Consider the following 21,156-nt stretch of genomic DNA (forward strand, 5'->3'; position numbering starts at 1 on the left):
GGATGGGTCGAAGCCATGCTCCGACAAAGGCACAATGATTCTGACACAAACCCTCCCGGGGCCTGCGGGGGTGGTCTGAAGTCTTTCTATCGCAGGGATATCCTTTTTCTCACAGGTACTCGAGAGCAGTCGGCATGTCGGTGCGAGAAAACTGGTCCCTGGGTGCGTCCTGCACCGATCCCTGGCCTGCCATCGTCCAGCGGGTTCGCGCCTTCGCGCAAGCGCATGCCGTGCCGCAGCGGGAATTGCTGGTGTTGCTGCCGTTTGCGCAGCACCTGCCGCTCGCGCGCAACGCCTGGGCACGCCTGGCTGGCGCCGGCTGGATGCCCCGCTTCGAAACCACCCAGACGCTGCGCGACGCACTGCCGGCGCGTCCTCAGGCGCCCGAGGGGCCCAGCGGCGATGTGGCCGCTGACCGGCTCGCGGCGGCGCGCTTGCTGGGCGAGCTGAGCTGGGCTCAGCCGGTGCGCCGCGCCGATCCGGCCCTGTTCGAGCACTGGGTGCGCGGCGTGGTCGAGATGGCGCACCAGATGCTGCACGCGGCGCATGCGCTGATGCCGGCGCGCCGTCCGGCCTACTGGGATCAAGCGCGCGAGGCGCTGCCGCCGCCGTTGGGGCCGGCGGCGACCGAGGCCGCGCTGGCGCGTGTCGCGCTCGAATGGGCCGCGCTGCAGGACGTCGGCCCGGCGGACGCGCTGTTCGACGTGCGGGCTGGCGGCTGGGTGCTGGTCAAGGCCGGCGAACCCGAGCCGTTGGCGCTGTCCCTGCTGGCGCAGGCCGACGCGCCGCAGCTGAGCATCGAAACCGACCCCGACGCACAAGCACCTTTCGCCGCGGCCGCCCCCGATGTGCAGATCCTGCAGTGCGCCGACTTCGAGCAGGAGGCGCAGGTGGCGGCCGCCCAGGTGTTGACGCATCTGTCGGCCGGCCAGGCGCCGGTGGCGGTGATTGCGCAAGACCGGGTGCTGGTGCGCCGGCTGCGGGCCCTGCTGGAACGCCGCGGAGTCGCCTTGCGCGACGAGACGGGCTGGCGGCTGTCCACCACGCGGGCCGGTGCGTGTGTCGCCGGGCTGCTCGCGCTGGCACGTTATCGCGCCAGCACCGACGACCTGCTGGACTGGCTCAAGTCGACCTTCACGGCGTGGGACGGTGAGCTGCCGGCCGGTGCCGAGGCCGGGCTCGAACAAGCGGTGCGCCGCCATCGATGGGCGCTGTTGAGCGAGGTCGTCGAGGCGCGTCTGCCAGCGCCAGCCCTGGCCCTTTGGCAACGCGTCGTGGCCTTGCGTGCCCAGCTCGGCGCGGAACCGCGGCGCGTCCGCCTGGCGGACTGGAACGCCCGGCTGCAAGCGGCCCTGCAGGCCTGCGGCGCCTGGACGACGCTGGCCGAGGACGACGCCGGACGCGAGGTGCTCGAAGCCTTGCGGCTCGACGTGGCAGGAGACGGCCTCGCGGCCGAATCGGCTTTCGAACGGCAAGCGGCCGTCACGTCGATGGACCTCGCCGACTACACCGCCTGGGTCGACAGCCTGCTCGAGGCGGGCGCCTTCATGCCGCCCGCAGCCGAAGACGCCGAGGTCGTCATCACGCCACTGGCGCGTGCGATGTTGCGGCCGTTCGCCGCGGCCGTGATGCCCGGCTGTGACGAACAACGCCTCGGCCCGGTGCCTGCATCGCTGTGGCTCAGCGAGCGCGAGCGGGCGGCGCTCGCCTTGCCGACGCGCGCGGCCGCCCAGCAGGGGCAGACCATCGCCTTTGCGCACCTGGTGCGCCAGCCCAGCGTCAGCCTGCTGTGGCGCCTCTCGCACGACGGCGAGCCGCTCGGGGCCAGCGTGCTGGTCGAGCGGCTGCTGCTCGAACGCCGCCGCGCGGCCCTGCTCGAGGCGCGCCCGGAAGACCCGCGCCCGATGCTGCTGGTGAAGCCGGCACCGACCCGGCCCAGCGCGCCGCGCGCGCCGGCGCTGGTGCCCGAACGCTTCAGTGCCACCAGCTATGAGGCGCTGCGCGACTGCCCCTACCGCTTCTTCGCGTTGCACATGCTCGGCCTGCGCGAAACGCCCGAGCTCGACGACGAGGTCGAGCGGCGCGACTACGGCACCTGGCTGCACACCGTGCTGCAGCACTTCCATCAGCAGCACGAAGAGGCGCCGCTCGACGCCGACCAGGAACTGCAGCGTTTGCTGCGCATCGGGGCCGAACAGCAGCTGGTGCTGGGGCTGGACGAGGCGGCCTTCCTCCCTTATGCCTTGCGCTTCGGCCGGGTGGCGCAGCAATACATCGATTGGCTGATGAACCACGAGCGCAACGGCGGCCACGTGCTGCGCAGTGAAGTCCCATTGCAATCGGCCTTGCCGCAGCGGCCGCAGACCCGGCTCTACGGCACGCTGGACCGGGTCGACCAGGTCCGCGGCGAGCAGGGCCCGGCGACCCTGATCCTCGACTACAAGACCGGCAACGTCGAGGCGCTCAAGCGCCGTCAGCGCGAGCCGCTCGAAGACACGCAACTGGCCTTCTATGCCGGCTTGCTGCGTCAAGCCCAGGGCGCGCCGGGCCACCAGCATCCGTTGCGCGCCTTGTACCTGGCGATGGAAGGGCGCGAGATCGAGTCGATCGAGCATGCCGACGTCGAAGCGACTGCGCAGACGCTGCTGCAAGGTCTGGCCGACGATGTCGACCGGCTGTCCGCCGGCGCCGCCTTGCCGGCACTGGGCGAAGGCGCGCTGTGCGAACACTGTGACGCGCGCGGCCTGTGTCGCAAGGCCCACTGGGCGGAAACGCCGGACCCAGCGCCGTCCGGCACGGGAGCGCAGGCATGACCGGTCCGGTTGAAACCCCTGCGGCCCACCCGCCCCAGGCCAGCCGCCCCTCCGACCCGCCACTCGGGCCCGCCTACCGCGTCAACGGCGAACTGGTCACGCGTGAGCGCTTCTATGCCTTGGCGTGCGACCCGTCGCAGAGCGTGGTGGTCGAGGCCTGCGCGGGTGCCGGCAAGACCTGGATGCTGGTGTCGCGCATCTTGCGCGGACTGCTCGACGGTTTGCAACCGCAGCAAATCCTCGCCATCACCTTCACCAAGAAGGCGGCCGCCGAGATGCGCCACCGGCTGATGTCGTGGCTCGCGCAGTTTGCCGAGTGCGGCGACGCCGAGCGCGTGCGTGCCTTGATCGACCGCGGTGTCGCGCCGGCCCAGGCGCGGGCCCAGGCCCCCGCGCTCGGCAGCCTGTACGAACGCCTGTTGGCGGGCCAGCAGCCGGTCGAGATCCGCACCTTCCACGCCTGGTTCTCGCAGCTGATGCGGGCGGCTCCGCTGCAGCTGCTCGACGAGCTGGGCCTGGCGCCTCAGGCCGAGCTGGTCGAGAACGTCGACGAGCTGAAGCCGGCCGCCTGGCGGCAGTTCCTCGGGGCAGTGGCGGGCGACGCCGACCTGCGCGCCGATTTCGAGACCCTGGTGCGCACACGCGGGCGCCATCAGGCGCAGACCTGGCTGCTGGGGGTGCTCGACAAGCGCCTCGAGTTCGAGCTGGCAGACACCGCCGGCAGCTTGCACGCCTGCGTGCCGAGCGCCGGCGAGATGGACGAGCGTTTCGCCGGCCGCGAGCATCCCGCCCTAACCCTGCGGTCGCCGGTCGTCGGCCCGTTGCTGCAGCGCGTGGCCGCTGCCTTGGGCTTGCAGCCCAAGGCCACGCCGCAAAAGTGCGGCGCTGCGCTGCAGCAAGCGCTCGAGCTGGGCAACGACCTCGCCGCCTTGTGCGCGATCGAGGCCGCCCTGTTCACCAAGGACGGCGAGCTGCGCAAGCACCTGGACGCGCCCGAACTGGACGACGCGGTGGCGTTCCTGCGTGACATCCGGCGCGCCGTGGCCCAGCAAGAGGCCCACCTGGAACATGCGCGGCTGGTGCGGCTGGTGCGCGTGCTGCTCGCCGAATACGCGCGCCTCAAACGGGCCCGCGGCCTGGCCGACATGGCCGACCTGGAACGTTGCGCGCTGCGGCTGCTGCGCGACGCCGAGCTGGCCGGCTGGGTGCTGGAGCGGCTCGACACGCGGGTCCGCCAGGTGCTGATCGACGAATTCCAGGACACCAACCCGCTGCAATGGCAGGCGCTGTCGAGCTGGCTGTCGTCATACGCTGGTGCCGGTGGCGGCGGCAGCGGCCAGCGGCCGCCGGGGGTGTTCATCGTCGGCGATCCCAAGCAGAGCATCTACCGCTTCCGGCGCGCCGAGCCGCGTGTGTTCGAGGCCGCCAAGCACCTCGTGGTCGAGGGCCTGGGGGGCGCCGTGCTGGCGTGCGACCACACCCGGCGCAATGCGCCCCAGGTGCTGCAGGCGCTCAACGGCGTTTTCACCACCGCGATGGCCGAGGCCCGCTACGCCGACTTCCGCGCGCACACCACCGAGGTCGACCCTGGCGCGCAGCCCGGGCAGGTGATGGCGCTGGAGCGTGTCGAACGCCCCCCGAAGCAGCCCAAGGAGACCGGGACGGCGGCCTGGCGCGACAGCCTGACGACACCGCGGCGCGAGCCCGAGGTGTTGTTGAAGCAGGAAGAGGCGCGCCGGGTGGCGGCGCAGATCCGGCGCTTGATCCGCGACGAGGGCTTGAAGCCGGGCCACATCTTCGTGCTCAGCCGCCGCCGCGCCCAGCTGCGCCTGGTGGCCGAGGCCTTGCGCGAGCGCCATGTGCCGTTCGCGACGCCCGAAGACACGGTGCTGATGGACGCGCTCGAGGTGCGCGACGTGGTGGCCTTGCTCGACGTGCTGGCCTCACCACAGCACGACTTGTCGCTGGCCCACGCGCTGCGCTCGCCGATCTTCGGCGCCAGCGACGACGACCTGATCGGCCTCGCACTGGCGGTGCGCGACGGCGCCGGCAGCTGGTGGGACGCGTTGCACGCCACACCGAGCGAGAGCCTCAGCCCGGCCTTGCGCCGGGCCCGAGCGCTGTTGGCGGCCTGGGCCGAGGACGCCCGCGCGCTGCCGCCGCACGATCTGCTCGACCGCATTCTTCACCAGGGCGAGTTGCGTCCCCGCTATGCCGCGGCGCTGCCGCCGGAGCTGCGCGGCGCCGCGCTGGCCCACCTCGACGCCTTGATGGCGTTGTCGCTCGAACTCGACAGCGGCCGCTATGCCACACCGTACAAGCTGGTGCGCGCGTTGCGCCGCCGGCCGCTGGCGGTCGGCGCCCGCACCGACCTGCAGGCGGTGCAGTTGCTGACCATCCACGGGGCCAAGGGGCTGGAGGCCGACGCCGTGTTCGTGGTCGATGCCGACACCCCCGCCGAGCGCAGCGAAACCGCGACGGTGCTGGTCGACTGGCCCGCCGAAGCCCCCTGGCCGACCTGTTTCGCCTTCGTCGCCAGCGAGCGCCAGATCGCGCCCAGCCTGCAGGGCGTGATGGAACGCGAGCGCCAGGCGAGGGCGCGCGAGGAGTTGAACGGCCTGTACGTGGCGATGACCCGAGCGCGCCAGCGTCTCGTGTTCAGCGCCACGCAACCCCATCTGCGGGGTGTGGAGCGCAGCTGGTGGCAACGCCTGTGCGAGGACGCGCCGCAGCTGGAACACCAGACGGCCGACGACACGGCGGAGGCGGACGGGAGCCTCTCCGCCCGCGACCCCGCGCTGCCCGTGACGCTGCGCGACCTGCCGCCGTTGCAGCGTCCGGGCGCGCCTGCCGAGGGCGCACAGGGCGAGCGCGGCCGTGCGGCGCGCAACGACCGCACTGCGCGTATCGGGGAGGCCGTGCACCGTGCCCTCGAATGGCTGACGGACCCTGCCCGGACGCCAGGGCCGCCGCCCCAGGCCGTCGCCAGCGCGGCGCGCACTTTCGGGCTCGACGCCGCCCAGCAGGCGCAAGCGCTCGACGCGGTGCGGGGGATCCTGGCCAGCCCGGCGTTTCAGCGTTTTGTCGTGCCGGGCGACACCTTGCGCTGGGCCGGCAACGAAGTGCCGCTCGCCCACGAGGGGCAGCTGCTGCGGATCGACCGCCTGGTGCAGCTGGGCAGCCCCGACGGCGACCAATGGTGGGTGCTCGATTACAAGCTCGAGCACGCGCCCGAGCAGCTGCCGGCCTACCGCGAACAGCTGGAGCGATACCGCCGTGCCGTCGCGCAGGCGATCGGCGATGGTGACACGACCCGGGTGCGCGCCGCCTTCGTGACCGGCCAGGGCGACGTGATCGAGTTGGCACCCTGAGCGTCGCCGCCTCACGCCGGCGCGAATAGCAGGAACTTTTGCCGCCACATCGGCCCACCGCGACAGGGCGGGGCAGTGTCCAATCTGGACATTCGCCCGAATTGCAACAGAACGTTTACAACGTCACCCATGTCCGCCTCCCTCCCACCCCAGCCGCCGAGCCGCACGCTAGGACGTTATGAATTGCGTCGCATGCTGGGGCAGGGCGCGCAAAGCTCGGTCTGGCGGGCCTTCGACCCGCGGCTGGACCGCGAGGTGGCGCTCAAGCTGCACCGGGCGCAGGCTTCCGACCCGCAGGCGCTGGCCCAGTGGCTGCGCGAGGCGCGGGCGGTCAGCCGGCTCACCCATCCCCACATCGTGCCGCTGTTCGAAGCCGACGTGCACGAACAGCACCCCTATTTGGTGTTCGAGCTGGTCGAAGGCGTGACGCTGGCGCAGCGGGTGCGCGACCAGGGCGCGATGCCGGCGTCCGACGCGGTGAAACTGATGCTGGGCGTGCTCGAGGGCCTGGTGCACGCGCATGCCGCCGGCGTGATCCACCGCGACCTCAAGCCCTCCAACATCCTGATCGACAGCGCCGGCCGCACGCGCGTGATGGACTTCGGCATCGCCGCCAGCCAGCGCCACGGCGGCGCCGACACCACCCTGGTCGGCACGCCCGGCTACCTCGCGCCCGAGGCGACGCACGGGCGCCTGCCGACGCCGCAGGTCGACGTCTATGCCGCCGGCCTGGTGCTGTTCGAGATGCTGGTGGGGCAGCCCGCGGTGCACGAGCGCGACCCTTACCGCGCCATCTACCGCAACGCCCATGAGGACCTGACGCTGCCGGCGCAGACCCCGCACCCGGTCGACGACGCGTTGCGCGCCATCGTGCACCGCGCCACCGCGCGCGACACCGCCGTCCGTTTCGCCAGTGCCGCCGACCTGCTCGCCGCATTGCGCCAGTGGCTGCAGCCCGGTGCCGCCGAGGCGGGCGACGACGAAGCGGCCGATGCGGCGCGCAGCGGCACGCTCGACTTTCTGCTGCGCCGCATGCGGCACAAGACCGACTTTCCGGCCCTGTCGGACTCGGTCGGCCGCATCCAGCGCATCGCCGACTCGGAGCACGAAAGCCTGCACAGCCTGGCCGACGAGGTCTTGAAGGACGTCGCGCTGACCAACAAGCTGCTGCGCCTGGTCAACAGCGCCCATTTCCGCGGCGCCGGGGGCGGCAGCATCAGCACCGTGTCGCGCGCCGCGGCGCTGGTGGGCTTCGGCGGCATCCGCAACCTGGCCTTGTCGCTGATCCTGCTCGAACACATGCAGGACAAGTCGCAGGCGGCGGTGCTGAAGGAAGACTTTTTGCGCTCGATGATGGCCGCCACGGTCGCGGCGGAACTCGCCGCCGGCAGCCGTGATGCCGAGGAAGCCTTCATCGCGGCGCTGTTCCAGAACCTCGGGCGCATGCTGACCCAGTTCTACTTCCCGGAAGAGGCCGAACAGATCCGCCGACTGGTGAGCGCCCCTGGCGACCACGATGCACCGGGTGAGGACCGCGCCGCGCTGTCGGTGCTGGGCATCGGCTTTCAGGACCTTGGCATTGCCGTCGCGCGCACCTGGGGCCTGCCGGAAACCCTGCAACGCTGCATGCGCAAGCTGCCCGCCGGCGCCCCGGTGAAGCGCGGCGACCAGCCGGGCGACCGGCTGCGTCTGCTGGCGTGCGCCGGCAATGAAGTCGCGGACGCGCTGCTGGTCACCCCCACCGCCGGCCATGCGGCCAAGGTGGCGGCGCTGGCGCAGCGTTACGCCTCGGCGCTCGGGCTGTCGTCGCAGCAGATGCAGGACGCGGTGGCCGCATCGCGCCAGCGCATGGCCGAGATGGCGCCCGCGTTGCAACTGGAGCCCAAGGCCGGCAGCCGAGCCGCCCGGTTGCTGACGACCCGCCACGGAACGGCGCCGGAAGATGCCGACACGCTGAGCCCCCACGAGCTGACCACGCTGGTGCAGGGACAGACGAACGCCGAGCTGCCGCAGGACCCGGCCGAAACCCTGGCCGCGGGTATCCAGGACATCAGCAACACCCTGGTCGAGAACTTCAAGCTCAACGAGGTGCTGCACATGATCCTCGAGACCATGTACCGGGCGCACGGTTTCCAGCGTGTCATCTTCTGCCTGCGCGACGCCCGCAGCGGCCAGTTGACCGGCCGGTTCGGGCTGGGCGCCGACGCCGAGCGGGTGGCGGCGACCTTCAAGCTGCAGTTGAGCGGTGCCAGCGACCTGTTCGCCGCGGTGTGCCTGAAAGGCGCCGACACGCTGATCGCCGACGCCAGCGCGGCCAACATCCAGCCGCGTCTGCCCGCCTGGTTTCGCCAGGGTGTCGCGGCGCCGACGTTCTTGTTGCTGCCGCTGGTGCTGCGCAACGCGCCCCTGGGCTTGATCTATGCCGACAAGGCCCAGGCCGGCGCCATCGCGGTGACGGAGCGCGAGCTGTCGCTGCTGCGCACGCTGCGCAACCAGGCCGTGATGGCCTTCAAGCAGGCCTGAGATGCAACGCCTCGCTGCGTGCCGCCCGCCCTCTGACCCTTTTTGATGCACCGTGGAAACGCTAGATCCGACCTCTGCCGCGCACCTGCCCACCCTCGGCCCTTACCGTTTGCTGCGGCCGCTGGCGCGTGGCTGGGCCAGCACCTGGTGGCAGGCACAAGACACCGACAGCCAGCGTGAGCTGCAACTGTTGGTCTGGCAACGGCTGCCCTTGCCGGGCTTGTCCAACCAGGTTTGGCGTGCCGCCTGCGGCCCGTTGATGGCGCTGCGCCATCCAAATCTGGTGACGGTGCTCGACGCCAGCATCGAGCAGGGCCAGCCCGTGCTGGTGATCGAGGCGGTGCAGGGCGTGAGCCTGGCACAGTGGCTCGCCGAGCAGGAGGCCATGGCGCCGCGCCAGGCCGTGCTGACCGTGATCGGCATGCTCGATGGGCTGGCATTTGCCCATGCCGCCGGCGTCGTGCACGGGCGGCTGGAACCCTCCTGCGTGATCCTCGACGCGGCCGGGCGTCCGCGGGTCAGCGATTTCTCGGTCCTGCCGGTGCCGGTCGATCTGCAGCAGCTGCCCACCGCGAGCGGCCTGTACCTGTCGCCGGAAGTGGTGCAGGGCGGGGCGCCCGACACGGCGGCGGACATCTTCTGCGCCGGCCTGGTGCTGTATGAGCTGCTCGCCGGCCGGCCCGCGGTGCAGGACCCCAACCCCCAGCGGGCGCGTGCGCGCCTGCTCGAGGAAGACCTGACGTTGCCGGCGGATGTGGCCAGGGGCGAACACGGGGAGGCGCAGCTGCGCAGCATCCTGGCGCACTGCCTTGCACGCGAGCCGGCACAGCGTTACGCCGGCGCCGCACAGCTGCGCGAGGCCCTGCAGGAGTGGCTGACGCCGGCGCTGCTCGAGGGCGAGGCCGACAGCCGGGGCGGGCAGACGCTGAACCGGCTGATGCAGCAGATGATGCAGCAGCCCGACCTGCCGGTGCAGGCCGAGGTGGTGCGCCGGGTGCGCCGGCTGGCCGGGGCGGAGAAGGTCAACCTCGACGAGATCAGCCGCGCGGTGCTCGACGACGTGTCGTTGACGCAGAAACTGCTGCGCATGACCAACGCCGCCTATTTCAGTTCGGTGGGCGGCGGCAGCATCACCACGGTCTCCAGGGCGGTCGCGCTGATGGGGTTCATGGCCATCCGCGACCTCGCCGGCACTTTGCCGACGCTCGAGGACATGCGCGACCGCGCGCGTGCCGAAGCGCTGCGCGAAGAGTACGAGCGCGGCCGGCTGGCCGGTCGCTACGCGGCCCGCTTGTGCCCCACCCAAGCCGAGGAAGAAGAGTCCTTCATCACCGCCTTGCTGCAGAACCTGGGTCGCACCTTGGTGCGGTTCTATCTGCCCGACGAAGCGGCCCAGATCCGGCAGCTGTCGCACAGCCAGGGAGGCAGCGAGGCGTCCGCGGTGTTGTCGGTGCTGGGCCTGAGTTTCGAGGACCTGGGCGTCAGTGTCGCCCGCAGCTGGGGGCTGCCCGAAGCGTTGGTGCGCGGCATGCGCCGGCCTGCCGCCGACCACACCCCCCGTCGGCCCGAGAAGCGTGACGACTGGTTCCGACTGCTGGCGGGCCTGGGCAACGAACTGGCCGACGTGCAAACGCGTGTGGACCGGCGTGAACACGCGCTGCGCCAGACCGCGGTGATCGACCGCTACACCAAGGCGCTGGGCGTGACCGGGTCCGAGATCTGGGCGGTCATCGACGCCTTCCAACCGCCGGCACCGCCCAAGGCGGCGGCCGGCGTGGCGGGTGCCGCCCAGCCGGCGCCCGCCATCCCGGCGGAGCAGGCCCATCCGTTGTCACGCGCCCGGGCTCGCGTGCGTGTGGCTGTGGCCCACACCCGCGAAACCGAGCTGCTGCTGAAGATCGCCGGCGAGGCGGTGTTCGATACCTTCCAGTGCCAGCATGTCGTGGTGGCCTTGCGCGAGCCGGGCACCGAGACCTTCGCGCTGCGCCTGGCCTTCGGCGTGCGCCAGGGGGTGCTGCGGCAGCACTTTCGCTTCCGCCTCGACGACGAGGGCGATCTGTTCAGCACGCTGTGCCGCAACGGGGCGGACACGCTGATCCGCGACGCCGCGTCGCCGCGCATCGCCTCGCGCCTGCCGGCCTGGTTCCACCGCCACATCCGCGCCTCCAGCCTGATGCTGCTGCCGCTGGTACAGGGCGACCGGCCGGTCGGCCTGCTGTATGCCGACAAGGTGCAGGTCGACGGCTTCCGGCTGGCCGACCGCGAACTCGCGCTGCTGCGCGGGCTGCGCGACGAACTGCAGCTCGCGCTGCCCGACAGTGTTGCCGCGACCGCGCCGCTCCGCGCTGCGCTCAAACCCGGAAATTCTTGAACTGCCAGACGTCGCTGCTGTCGACGTCTTCGCTGTAGAGGCGGTGACGCCCCTGCAGCGGCGACCAGGGCGTGTAACGCCCGCCGACCTGCCCGAGGTAGGGGCGGCAGAAGGCGAGGATCTCGTCGTAAGGCAGGTCTTCGGGTTCGACGATGCCACGGTGGGGTTCGCGTAGCGCCCAGCGCATCGCCGCGACCACCGATGCGGCCGCTTGCAGCGCGGTGGCGTTGCTGTGCGGCGCCATCCCTCGCGCTTCTTCGATCGCCAGGCGCGCGCCATACCAATAGGCGCCGCGCGCATGCCCCATCAGCAACACCCCCAGCTCCTCGCTGCCCGATTCGATCTCGTCTTGCACCACGCGGTGTTGCGGCTGGCATTCCCAATTGCGCTCGGCCAACTCGTGCAGCGACAGCAGCGCGTCGTCGCAGGGGTGGTAGGCGTAATGGACCGTGGGTCGGTAGGCCCCGCCTTCCTGGTGTGGCACCGTGAGGTAATCGGCGATCGAAATCGATTCGCCGTGGCCGAACAGATATCCGTGATAGGGGCCTGAGCCGGGGCCCCAGCTGCGCACCTGGATCGCCGCGCCCGGACGGTCGAGGTAAATCGACGCCTTGCATCCATAAGGATGGGCGCGTGCGTCGTGCGGAAACTCGTGCTCGTGCGTGCCCCATCCCAGCTCGGCCGGCTGGCAGGCGTCGCCGACAAAACCGTCGACCGACCAGGTGTTGACGAACTCGCCCGTTTTTTTGCGTGGCAGCGCCTGCTGGGTGTCCCGCTCGGCAATCTGGATCACCTTGACCTTGAGGCGGCTCGCCAAGCGCGCCCAGCCGGGGCGGTCACAAGGCCTGGGCTCGCGCGGCAGCAAGGCCGCCGCCAGGTCGACCAGGGCCTGCTTGACGAGATGCGAGACCAGGCCCGGGGCCGCCCCGTGGCCGACGATGGCGGTCGGGCCGCCCTTGAAATCGCGTCGCAACGACAGGACCTGCTCGCGCAGCGCATAGCGAGTGCGTTCGCCAGGGGGCAGGGACGTCTCCTCGGCTGCACCTGCCCAGGGGGCAAGGCCGGTGTCGAGATACAACGCGCCGAGCTGCTGGCAACGCTCGATCAACGCGTAGCTCGAGACACCGGCGGCCAGGTTGACCACGAAGTCGCCCGGCCGCAGCCGTGCCGCCAGTTCACTGCGGTAATTGCCGGGATCGAGACAGGTGTTGGTGACGGCGACGCCGTGCCGGCGCGCGTTGTTGGCGCCTGTCCCGTCGGCGGTCACCACCTGGACCCGCGCCGGGTCCAGCGCAAAATGCCGCAACAGCAGGGGAAGAACCGCTTGACCGATAGAGCCGAAACCCACCAACAGAATATTGCCGTTGAATACTGCTTCCTTCGGCATTCGGGCCTCCATGTCCATCTGCCGACTGCCGGCAGGTCATCGCAACATTTCGCGGCAACCGGCCGGTTACCGCGTGCTTACTGCATGCTGACGGGCGCGGTAATGCGTGTGGACCAAGCGCCTTGAATCAGTCGCAGTAAAACGGCCCGATTTGAAGACGCACTCTCCGACCCTTGCGCGTCGCGTCGCACTGCAGAATGGTTGCGCTGCTGGAATATGAGGCCTGAATCGTGGGAGATTCCACCAAACTTCCCCCACGCGAGGTAGCTGGAAGAAGTGCGAGGAGACAGGGGAGAAAAAAGCGGCCGCTTCAAGGCGGTTCCCGGCAGGGGTATCGGTCGAACTTCGCCGGGCGCAGCATCGCCGGCCGCACCGATCACGCGTCGACGTTCTGCAGCTTGATGCCCTTGGACGAGAGCGCTGCGAAGATGGCGTCGGTCAGCCGGACCACGGCGTCCGAGGAGGTGGTGTTACGCAGGCGGCGCAGCAGCGAGCGGTGGGGCCGCGCGAAGATGCTCCACTCGACCGGCTTGCCGGTGTATCCCGCGCCTTCCTCGGCGGCGCTGCAGCACCCCACCGTCACCTCGAGCTCGCCGTGCGTGTACTCGATGAACCAACCCCAGTCCTCTTCCATCGGATAGCTGGTGACGAAGCCTTGCGCGGCGAGCGCCCTTGCCAACCAGAACGCGAGTTCAAAACCATAGACGCCGGGGTTGGTCTGGCATTCCTCCGGCAGACAGGGCAGGAACTCATCGGAGCAGAACTCGACACGCCACATGGTTCAACTGTGAAGGGAATGCATGCCCACCAGTCTAACCATGGGCTCGTGGGGGGATGTCGAACACGCGGCAGCGCGAAGCCTGCCGTTCTCGGCTATCGGGCGATTTGAACGTGGTGCACCCCGTGCGGCAGGGGCAGCCGGCCGAGCCGCTGCAGCGTAGGCACCTCACCGCCGGTGACGCGGAACACTTCCAGGCCGGCGCCCTGCGCGCTGCCACGATGGCCCTGGAACACCGTGGCGACGAAATGCCGTCCGCTGAGGTCGAAGCTGCCGCCCTCGGGCAGCACGCCCTCGAAGTGATGGTCGCCGAGTTTGGTCAGCGAGCCGCTGGCGGGATCAAAGCGCAGCAGGCTCACGCTTGCGTCCCGGTGGTGGCGTGGCGAGTCAGGCGGAAAGCCGGTGCCGCGCATGTTGACGGTGGCGACCAGGCGCCCATCGCGGCTGACGGCCAGGCCTTCAGCGTTGTCGTCGGTCTCGACACTGCCCAGCCGTCGGTGCAGGGCGGCCGGGCCCGTGTCGTCCGCGAGGCGCACCACGCTCAGCGAGGAAGGCCGTTGCGGCAGACGTTGTTCCAACGTCTGCGCGCTGAGATCGCGTCCCCAGTCGGACGTGAGGTAGTGGCGGCCGTCGGGCGTGAACCGGCCGACGAAAGGATCACGTCCGACCTGCACCGGCGCGCCCCACGGGCGCAGCGTCGCCTCTTGCGGCGCAAGGCCGGCCTCGAAGCGCAACATCACCACGCGGTCCTGAGCCGGCACGTGGACCGCGAGCGCTTGGCCGGAAGGGTGCCACTGCACGTTGGTGGCCGAGAGGGGACCGCGCGCGGTGGCCGGGTCGCCCAAGGCGCCGAGCCCGGCGAGGGGGTAGCGGCGCACCGGGCCGAAGCGGCCGGCCTGAAACGGCACCAACTGCAATACAGGGCCGTCCCGCGGATTCGACAGCACCGCGAGCCACGCTCCGTCGGGGCTGAGCGCGAGGGCTTCGGCGAAGTCGGCCAGTGTCAGGCGGTCGGCCTGACGCACGGCCTGCGGATCCCCCAGGTCGAGTGCGATCAGTTGTCGGCCGGGCGCCAGCTCACGCACGCGCGTCTGGCCCGGCGCGCGCTGTTGCAGCCGTTCGATCACCAAGGCCCAGCGGCCGTCGCGGCTCAACGCCAGCACCTCGGGTGGCGCGGTGACCGAATTCGAGACCTCGTAGCGCAGCGTGCGCAGGTGGCCGCCCTGCAGTTTGAGCACCGTCAGGGTGTCGCGCAGGCCCTGGTCGAGCGGTGCCAGCTCGCCGGTGGCATAACCTTCGGCGCGCATGTCGCCGTCCGACACGGTGGCGATGGTGCCGGCATCGAGGTCGCGCAGGACCTCGGGCAGCGGCTCGGGCGGGACGCCGGCGCAGGCGGCCAGACCGGCGCACAGGGCCGGCGTGCACTGGCGCAGCAGACGCGGGGCGCGATGGAGCAGGGGACGAAGACGGTGCAGCAGACGCATGGCAAAGACATCGAGTGGCGGGCAGTGGCGCCATCTTCTGCGGGCGTCCTGCCGCGGGTCTAGTCATACTTTTGATCTCTGTGATTAGCATCATCGACATGGACCTCCGTACGCTCGCCTGCTTCGTTGCCGTGGTGCAGGAACTTCACTTCCGCCGTGCCGCCGAGCGGCTGCACATCACGCAACCGGCGCTGAGCATGCGCATCCGTGCACTCGAGGAGGACGTGGGCGTGCGCCTGCTGGAACGCGATCGGCGGCGTGTCAGCGTGACGGCGGCAGGTGCCGTGTTCTATGAACATGCGAGTGCCGCGGTGGCCCATGCACAGCAGGCACGGGCCGAGGCGTTGCGCGCAGCCCGCGGCGAGAGCGGGCGGCTGCGCATCGGCTTCACGGTGATTGCGCTGCACGGGTCGCTGCCACAGGCAGTGCGGGTCTATCGAGAGCGCCATCCCGGCGTGCGGGTGGAGTTGGGCGAGATGCCATCACCCGCCGTCGAAGCCGCCTTGTTGGCCGCCGAGATCGACATCGGCGTGTTGCACCCGCCAGTGCAGGCCGCCGGGCTCGTCACACAGCCCTTGCCGGACGACCCCTTGGTGCTGGCGCTGCCAGCGGGCCACGCCTTGGCTCGGCTCAAGACGGTGCCGCTGACGCGCTTGGCGGGCGAGCCCTTGCTGGTCGCCCCGCGCAGCATCGGGCCGCACATCCACGACCGGCTGATGGCGCTGTTCGACAGCGTCGGCGTGCGGCCGACCGTGGTGCAGGAGGTGAGCCCGATGACGTCCTTGATGGCGCTGGTGGCGGCGGGCCTGGGGCTCGGTTTTGTCACCCGCTCGGTGGCCGATGGGGGGCGAGCAGGCGTGCGCTTTCGGGACGTGCGCCCGCAGGCGCCACGTTTGCCACTGGCGCTTGCGTGGCGAGGGCCGGGCCCGTCGCTGGCGGCACGGCGTTTTGCCGACCTGCTGGACGAGCAGGCGCGCGAGGGAGGGGTGCCGTTCGAGCCGGTTGGAGGGACACGCTAGGGTGGGCTTGACAAGGCCACGCGCAAGGACCCGAGGATCGTGGCCGGCTTGCAGTCCGTTGCACCGGTATGCAACCGGTCCCTGGGCGTTTTTGGCACCGGCGCCCAAAGCCCGTTGCCCGAGCTGTAAAGACTCGGGAAATCACCGCTTTCAATGAACTTCAACCGCTGTAATTTGCCAGATGGCCCCGGATCCCTAGGCGCCTGCAAAGACTTGAAGCGACGCTTGCCGCTGGCCGACGGTGACGTCCGGTGTTTCATGAAGTACCGAAAACAACTCCAACGCCCTTCGCCTTTCCTGCTGCTTGCCCCGCACCGTGGGTGCGACGAGACGTGCACGACGACCCTGTGCCGCGCGATATCGGAACCGTCGCAACAACGGGAGTGACAGGGGTGGAAGAAGTTCTCTACCGCAGCGACCGTACCCTTGTCACCCGTCGACCTGCGCCGAGCACCAGCGGCGAGTGTGGCTCCAGCGCCCACCTTGTCCTCAAACAGCTGCTGGGCGCGGATGCGTCTGGTCGTCTGCGCCATGAGACCGCGATCCTGGAGCGCCTCGCCAAGGTGGACGGCGTGGTCAAGCTCGCACGTCTACCTGCGGATACACAAGTCGAGCCGAACACGCTCGCCATGCGTGATGAAGGCGGCGTACCGCTGTCCACGGTCATGCAACGCACACCTCTCGGCCTGTCCGAGGTGGTGCGCTTCGGATGTGCGCTCGCCGGGGTGCTGGCCAACGTCCACCGGGCCGGGGTCATACACAAGGACATCAACCCATCCAACATTCTGGTCAGCGGGCCACTGCAGCAACCTACGCTGATCGACTTCAGCATCTCCAGCAACGCAGCCGAAGAGCGGCCCGGCTTCACGCACCAGAGCCACATTGCCGGCACGCTGGCCTACATGTCGCCCGAGCAGACAGGACGCACCGGTCGGTCGGTCGACTCGCGCGCTGACCTGTACGCCTTGGGCGTCACGCTCTATGAACTGACCACGGGCCGCAAGCCTTTTGTGAGCGATGACCTGCTGGAGCTGGTGCATGACCATCTGGTCCAGGTGCCCGTGGCGCCGGCCAGCGTGCAACCGGACGTTCCGCAGAACTTGTCCGACGTGATCATGCGGCTGCTCGAAAAGGAGCCAGACCATCGCTACCAAAGTGCGCAAGGTCTGGCCTACGACCTGGCGCGTGTGCAAGAGGCCTTGCAGAAGGGCGACACGACACCCTTCGTGTTGGGCCAGCAAGACTTTCCCGTGCGGCTGACACCCCCTTCGCGCCTGGTCGGCCGGGACACCGAAATCGAGGCTTTGCGTGACAGCGTCGATCACTCGATCGATGGCAGCGGCTGCTGCCTGCTCGTGTCCGGTGCGCCGGGTGTCGGCAAGACCGTGCTGATCAACGAACTGCGCCCCATGGTCACCGCCCGCCACGGCTGGTTCGTGTCGGGCAAGTTCGACCAGTATCGCCAGGACGCGCCGGCGACCTCGCTGGAAGCGCTGCGCGCGCTGGGCCGACTGTTGTTGGCCGAGTCCGAAGATCAGCTCGCCAGCCACCGAGAGCGCGTCCTCGAAGGGCTGGGCAGCAACATCGGTTTCGGGCCGTCGTTGCTACCAGAGTTCGTATTGCTCCTGGGCAGGCACCCGCGCGTCACCGTCGATGACCCGCGCGAGGCGGAAGTCCGCATGATCCAGGCCACGCTGGACCTGCTGCGCAGCATCGCCTGCCCTGAACGGCCGTTGGTCATGGTGTACGACGACATGCAATGGGCGCCCAGCATCTCGCTGAGCTTCATTGACGCCGTCGTCACCGGTAGCGACCGCATCCCGGGCCTGCTCGTGGTGGTCGCCTACCGCCCCAACGAAGTGGACGCGGCGCACCCCTTGAGCGTCCTGATGGCGCGGTGGAAGGATCTGGGCCTGGCCCCGCCTCGGGTGGAGCTGAACAACCTGCCGCCGGCCGATGCCAGCACGCTGATCGGCCAAATGCTGCGTTTGCCCGAACCCGAGGCGGACAAGCTCGCCGAGACCCTCCATGAGCGCACCGAAGGCAATCCGTACGACACGGTGGAATTGATCAACGCGCTGCGCCAGGACGAGTTGCTGGTCGCGCGCAACGGCTTGTGGGAGTGGGACGCAGCCGCCATACGGCGCTATGTGGGCGACGCGAGTGTGGTGGACCTCTTGAGTCGCCGTATCGCCAAACTGCCGCCTGCCGCCAAAGCGCTGCTGGATGTCATGGCCTGCCTCGGGGGCGAAGTACAACCCGATACGCTGGCGCTGGCCGGCGGCTTGAGCGACGACGACCTGCGGCAGCGCCTGACGGCGTCCCTCGAAGATGGCTTGCTTGTCACTGAACAAGGCGACAGAACGGTGCTGCGGTTCAGGCACGATCGGGTACAGGAGGCCGTGTTCAAGGGCATGCAGCCAGCCTACCGCAGCCGATTGCACCTGGACTTGGCGCGACGTATGGTGGAGCGGCCAGAACTCGGCGCGGCCGCTGCCGAGCAGTACCTCGCGGCGGTGGATGCCCTGGAAGCATGCTGTGACGAAGCAGAACGCCGCCGGGTGGTCGGCCACTTCCACCACGCTGCGGCCCGGCTGGGCGCCCTCAACAGTGAGGTCGCCGAACGGTTTTTGAGTGCTGCAATCCGCCTGCTCAAGGCCGTTGAAACGCCTGCGGACGCCAGCTTGCTGGCCGTGCTCGAAGTCGAGCAGCACAGGGCGCTCTACAGCCTGGGCCGCCTGGACGAAGGCGACACGGTCTACACGTCCATCGTGGCCCGCGGCTCGAATCCGTTCGATCTGGTCGACCCGGCGGGTGTGCAAATGAGCAGCCTGCTCAACCGCCGCCGCTACCCGGAGTCGATGTCGATGGGCCTCGAGTTGCTGGCCGAACTGGGGTTGCCCAAGCCCGACGAGCCCGACGCGGCCATCGCCGCCGGAATTCAACGCCTGATCGCCTGGCATGGCAGCCCAGACAAGCAGCAGGACTTTGAGCGCGCCTCGGTCGATGACCCTCGCGTGCTGGCCACCGCGAAGCTCATCCTCAAGACCGCCAATGCCGCCTACTTCTGCGATGTGGTGGTGTTCGCCTGGGTGATCCTGGAAGCACACCGCCTGTGGATCGAACACGGCCCTTGCGCCGAGCTGATGCCCGGCGTTGGCGCCACACCCTTCTTGCTAGTGGGCGGGCCGCAGGACTATCGCGGCGCCTACGAAGCCGGGCGTCACCTGGTCTCGGTCGGTGATGCTCGCGGCTTCGAGCCGGGGACATCGGTCGCGCGTTGCATCTACAGCATTGCCGCGGGCCATTGGGTGGAGCCGATCGAAAACGTGGTCGATGCCTACCGCCGGGCGCGCGCTGAGCTGATGCGCGCGGGCGATTTTCCGTTTGCGTCATACACGTTTCTCGCCGGTGATTTGCTGTTTGATTGCGGCGCCACGCTGGATGCGGCCAGCGCCGAGGTGGATGCCGGGCTGGCCTTCGCGGCGCGCAGCGGCAATGAGGACTACAGGCAGCGCTACCTCCCGCGCCGCCAGCTGATTTGCGCGATGCGTGGTGAAACGCAGACGCCCGGCTGTTTCAGTGACGATGAGTTCGACGAGGTCGCCTATGTGGAAAAGCTGGGCGCTCCCGGCACCACATCGGCCACGTATCACATCGTGCGGGCAACGTCCGCAGCGATCTATGGTGATGCCGCAGCGCTGGTCCACCATGCGGGGCAAGCCATACAACTCGTGTCGCGCACACCGGGCTACTACCTCAGCGCACTCGCTCGTGTCCTTCAAGCCGTGGCCCTCGCGGAAGAAGCGCGCCGCCGGCCACTTGACGAACGTGCCCTGGTGCTGGAAGAGCTGGACCGCACCTGCCTTGAATGGCTGACCCAGCGCGCCATCGACGCGCCGCAGAACTATCGCCACTTGCAGCGCTGGGTCGAGGCTGAACGCGCCTGGGCCGCCGGCAGGACCTGGGCCGCGGGCGAGCTCTTCGATGCTGCGATGCAAGAGGTGGCGAAGCACTCGCGCCCCTGGCACCGCGCCGTGATCACGGAGCGGGCAGGGCTGTTCCACCTCGCACTCGGCATGGAGGCGACAGGGCGCCCCCTGCTGGCTCGGGCGTGCGATGTGTACGAAGCGTGGGGTGCCACGGGCAAAGCGCGTGAGATGCGCCGCGTCCATGCCTTCTTGCGCGGCGGCACCAGCCTGCTCCGTGGTGAGGGCAGCTTGCGCAGCACCATCGTGTCGACCGATGTCGTCGACATGATGGCCGTGCTGCGTGCGTCCCAAGCGCTCAGCTCGGAGACCAGCCTGGCGCGCCTGACCGACCGGGTCGGCAAGGTGCTGGGCGCGATCACGGGCGCCACCGGGGTACAACTGCTGGTGCGCCCGGACGCCGCCGCGGGCTGGTTCATGGCGGTGTCGCTGGCGAGTGGCGCCGACGCCGTCACGGTGGAGCAGGCCGGTGCGCGAGGCGATTTGCCGTTGTCGGTGTTCCGCTATGCCGAGCGCACCGGTGAAGTCTTGCTGGTCGACGATGCCACCCGTGACGATCGATTTGCTGCCGACCCGTATATTGCCAAGCTCGACCCATGCTCTTTGCTGCTGGCGCCCATCCTCAACCATGGCAAGCTGAGCGCCATGCTGATGCTGGAGAACCGCCTGCGCCGCGCGGCATTTACCGCGGAGCGGCTGGATTCGGTCACCCTGATCGCCGGGCAGCTGTCCGTGTCGCTGGACAACGCGCTGCTCTATACCTCGCTGGAGCGCAAGGTGGCCGAGCGTACGGCCGCACTCGAAGAGGCCAACCGGCGTCTGGAACAGCTCAGCCTGACCGATGCCCTCACCGGCCTCGCCAACCGCCGCCGTTTCAGCGACGCGCTCGATGCCGAATGGCTACGTGGGCTGCGCAACCGCACGCCGCTGGGCCTGGCCTTGATCGACATCGACTTCTTCAAGCCCTACAACGACCACTACGGCCATCAAGGTGGCGACGCCTGTTTGCAACTCGTGGCCAAGGCCCTGGGGACGGGCCGCCGCCGCGGCAGTGACCTGGTGGCGCGCTATGGCGGCGAAGAGTTCGTGCTCTTGCTGCCGGACACCGACCTGGTCAACACCCACATGGTGGCCGAGCGGGTGCGCGCGGCCGTCGAGGCATTGACGGAGCCGCACCTGAAGTCCCCGCTGGGGAGGGTGACCATCAGCGTCGGCGTCGCTGCCACAGTGCCTGCAGCTGACATCAAGCCCGGTGCGTTGATCGAGACGGCTGACGCCGCCCTCTATGAGGCCAAGCGCAGCGGTCGCAACTGCGTCGTCAAGGCAGCGGGCTAGGGGCGCCGGTGACGCCCGCCTGTCTGGGGCAGAGCACAGGCGGGCAACGGCGGGCGTCGACGGCACAGCGTCGGCAGGTGCTTGCG

9 protein-coding genes are annotated in these 21,156 nt (G+C 69.6%); 6 read left to right on the plus strand and 3 right to left on the minus strand.

Features of this window, described 5'->3' with window-relative positions; all coding sequences use genetic code 11:
- The first annotated feature begins 134 nt into the window (after positions 1–134).
- From AAW51_RS31155 to AAW51_RS11185, 4 genes are all read left to right on the plus strand, one after another.
- A complete protein-coding gene (locus AAW51_RS31155; protein ID WP_047194688.1) occupies positions 135–2,813 on the plus strand; it encodes a PD-(D/E)XK nuclease family protein in 2,679 nt (892 codons plus the stop codon).
- Positions 2,810–6,184: a UvrD-helicase domain-containing protein gene (locus AAW51_RS11175; RefSeq protein ID WP_053013484.1), complete on the plus strand. Its 3,375-nt coding sequence runs from the start codon at positions 2,810–2,812 to the stop codon at positions 6,182–6,184. Before AAW51_RS31155 ends, AAW51_RS11175 begins: the two co-directional genes overlap by 4 nt.
- 129 nt (positions 6,185–6,313) lie before the next feature.
- Positions 6,314–8,707, plus strand: a complete 2,394-nt coding sequence (locus tag AAW51_RS11180) for a serine/threonine protein kinase (RefSeq protein WP_047194689.1) — start codon at positions 6,314–6,316, stop codon at positions 8,705–8,707.
- Positions 8,708–8,759: 52 nt separating this feature from the next.
- Entirely contained in the window at positions 8,760–11,078 is a 2,319-nt protein-coding gene (locus tag AAW51_RS11185) for a serine/threonine protein kinase (protein ID WP_047194690.1), read from the plus strand.
- Here the strand turns inward: AAW51_RS11185 and AAW51_RS11190 are convergent.
- The 3 genes from AAW51_RS11190 to AAW51_RS11200 all read right to left on the minus strand — a co-directional run bounded on the left by AAW51_RS11190 (position 11,059) and on the right by AAW51_RS11200 (position 14,727).
- Positions 11,059–12,465 carry a homospermidine synthase gene (locus AAW51_RS11190; protein ID WP_047194691.1) on the minus strand — a complete coding sequence of 469 codons (1,407 nt, stop codon included), beginning with the start codon at positions 12,463–12,465 and terminating at the stop codon, positions 11,059–11,061. The genes AAW51_RS11185 and AAW51_RS11190 overlap by 20 nt on opposite strands.
- 376 nt (positions 12,466–12,841) lie before the next feature.
- Positions 12,842–13,243 carry a hypothetical protein gene (locus tag AAW51_RS11195; protein ID WP_047194692.1) on the minus strand — a complete coding sequence of 134 codons (402 nt, stop codon included), beginning with the start codon at positions 13,241–13,243 and terminating at the stop codon, positions 12,842–12,844.
- A gap of 95 nt (positions 13,244–13,338) precedes the next feature.
- A complete protein-coding gene (locus AAW51_RS11200; protein WP_238947830.1) occupies positions 13,339–14,727 on the minus strand; it encodes a lactonase family protein in 1,389 nt (462 codons plus the stop codon).
- Positions 14,728–14,825: 98 nt separating this feature from the next.
- On the opposite strand from AAW51_RS11200, the gene AAW51_RS11205 reads away from it, so the two are divergent.
- Both AAW51_RS11205 and AAW51_RS11210 read left to right on the plus strand, forming a co-directional pair.
- On the plus strand, positions 14,826–15,746 hold the full coding sequence (locus AAW51_RS11205; protein ID WP_047197665.1) for a LysR family transcriptional regulator: 921 nt from the start codon (positions 14,826–14,828) through the stop codon (positions 15,744–15,746).
- Between the two features lie 392 nt (positions 15,747–16,138).
- Positions 16,139–21,070, plus strand: coding sequence for a diguanylate cyclase (locus AAW51_RS11210; protein ID WP_169788009.1), 4,932 nt, complete (start codon positions 16,139–16,141; stop codon positions 21,068–21,070).
- The last annotated feature ends 86 nt before the right edge of the window (positions 21,071–21,156 follow it).

It is taken from the genome of Caldimonas brevitalea, assembly GCF_001017435.1.
GTDB lineage: Bacteria > Pseudomonadota > Gammaproteobacteria > Burkholderiales > Burkholderiaceae_C > Caldimonas > Caldimonas brevitalea.

Excerpts from the sequence above, each read along its gene's own strand:
- AAW51_RS31155 (WP_047194688.1), top strand. The coding sequence starts at position 135 with ATGTCGGTGCGAGAAAACTGGTCCCTGGGTGCGTCCTGCACCGATCCC.
- AAW51_RS11175 (WP_053013484.1), top strand. The coding sequence starts at position 2,810 with ATGACCGGTCCGGTTGAAACCCCTGCGGCCCACCCGCCCCAGGCCAGC.
- AAW51_RS11180 (WP_047194689.1), top strand. The coding sequence starts at position 6,314 with ATGTCCGCCTCCCTCCCACCCCAGCCGCCGAGCCGCACGCTAGGACGT.
- AAW51_RS11190 (WP_047194691.1), bottom strand. The coding sequence starts at position 12,465 with ATGCCGAAGGAAGCAGTATTCAACGGCAATATTCTGTTGGTGGGTTTC.
- AAW51_RS11195 (WP_047194692.1), bottom strand. The coding sequence starts at position 13,243 with ATGTGGCGTGTCGAGTTCTGCTCCGATGAGTTCCTGCCCTGTCTGCCG.
- AAW51_RS11200 (WP_238947830.1), bottom strand. The coding sequence starts at position 14,727 with ATGCGTCTGCTGCACCGTCTTCGTCCCCTGCTCCATCGCGCCCCGCGT.
- AAW51_RS11205 (WP_047197665.1), top strand. The coding sequence starts at position 14,826 with ATGGACCTCCGTACGCTCGCCTGCTTCGTTGCCGTGGTGCAGGAACTT.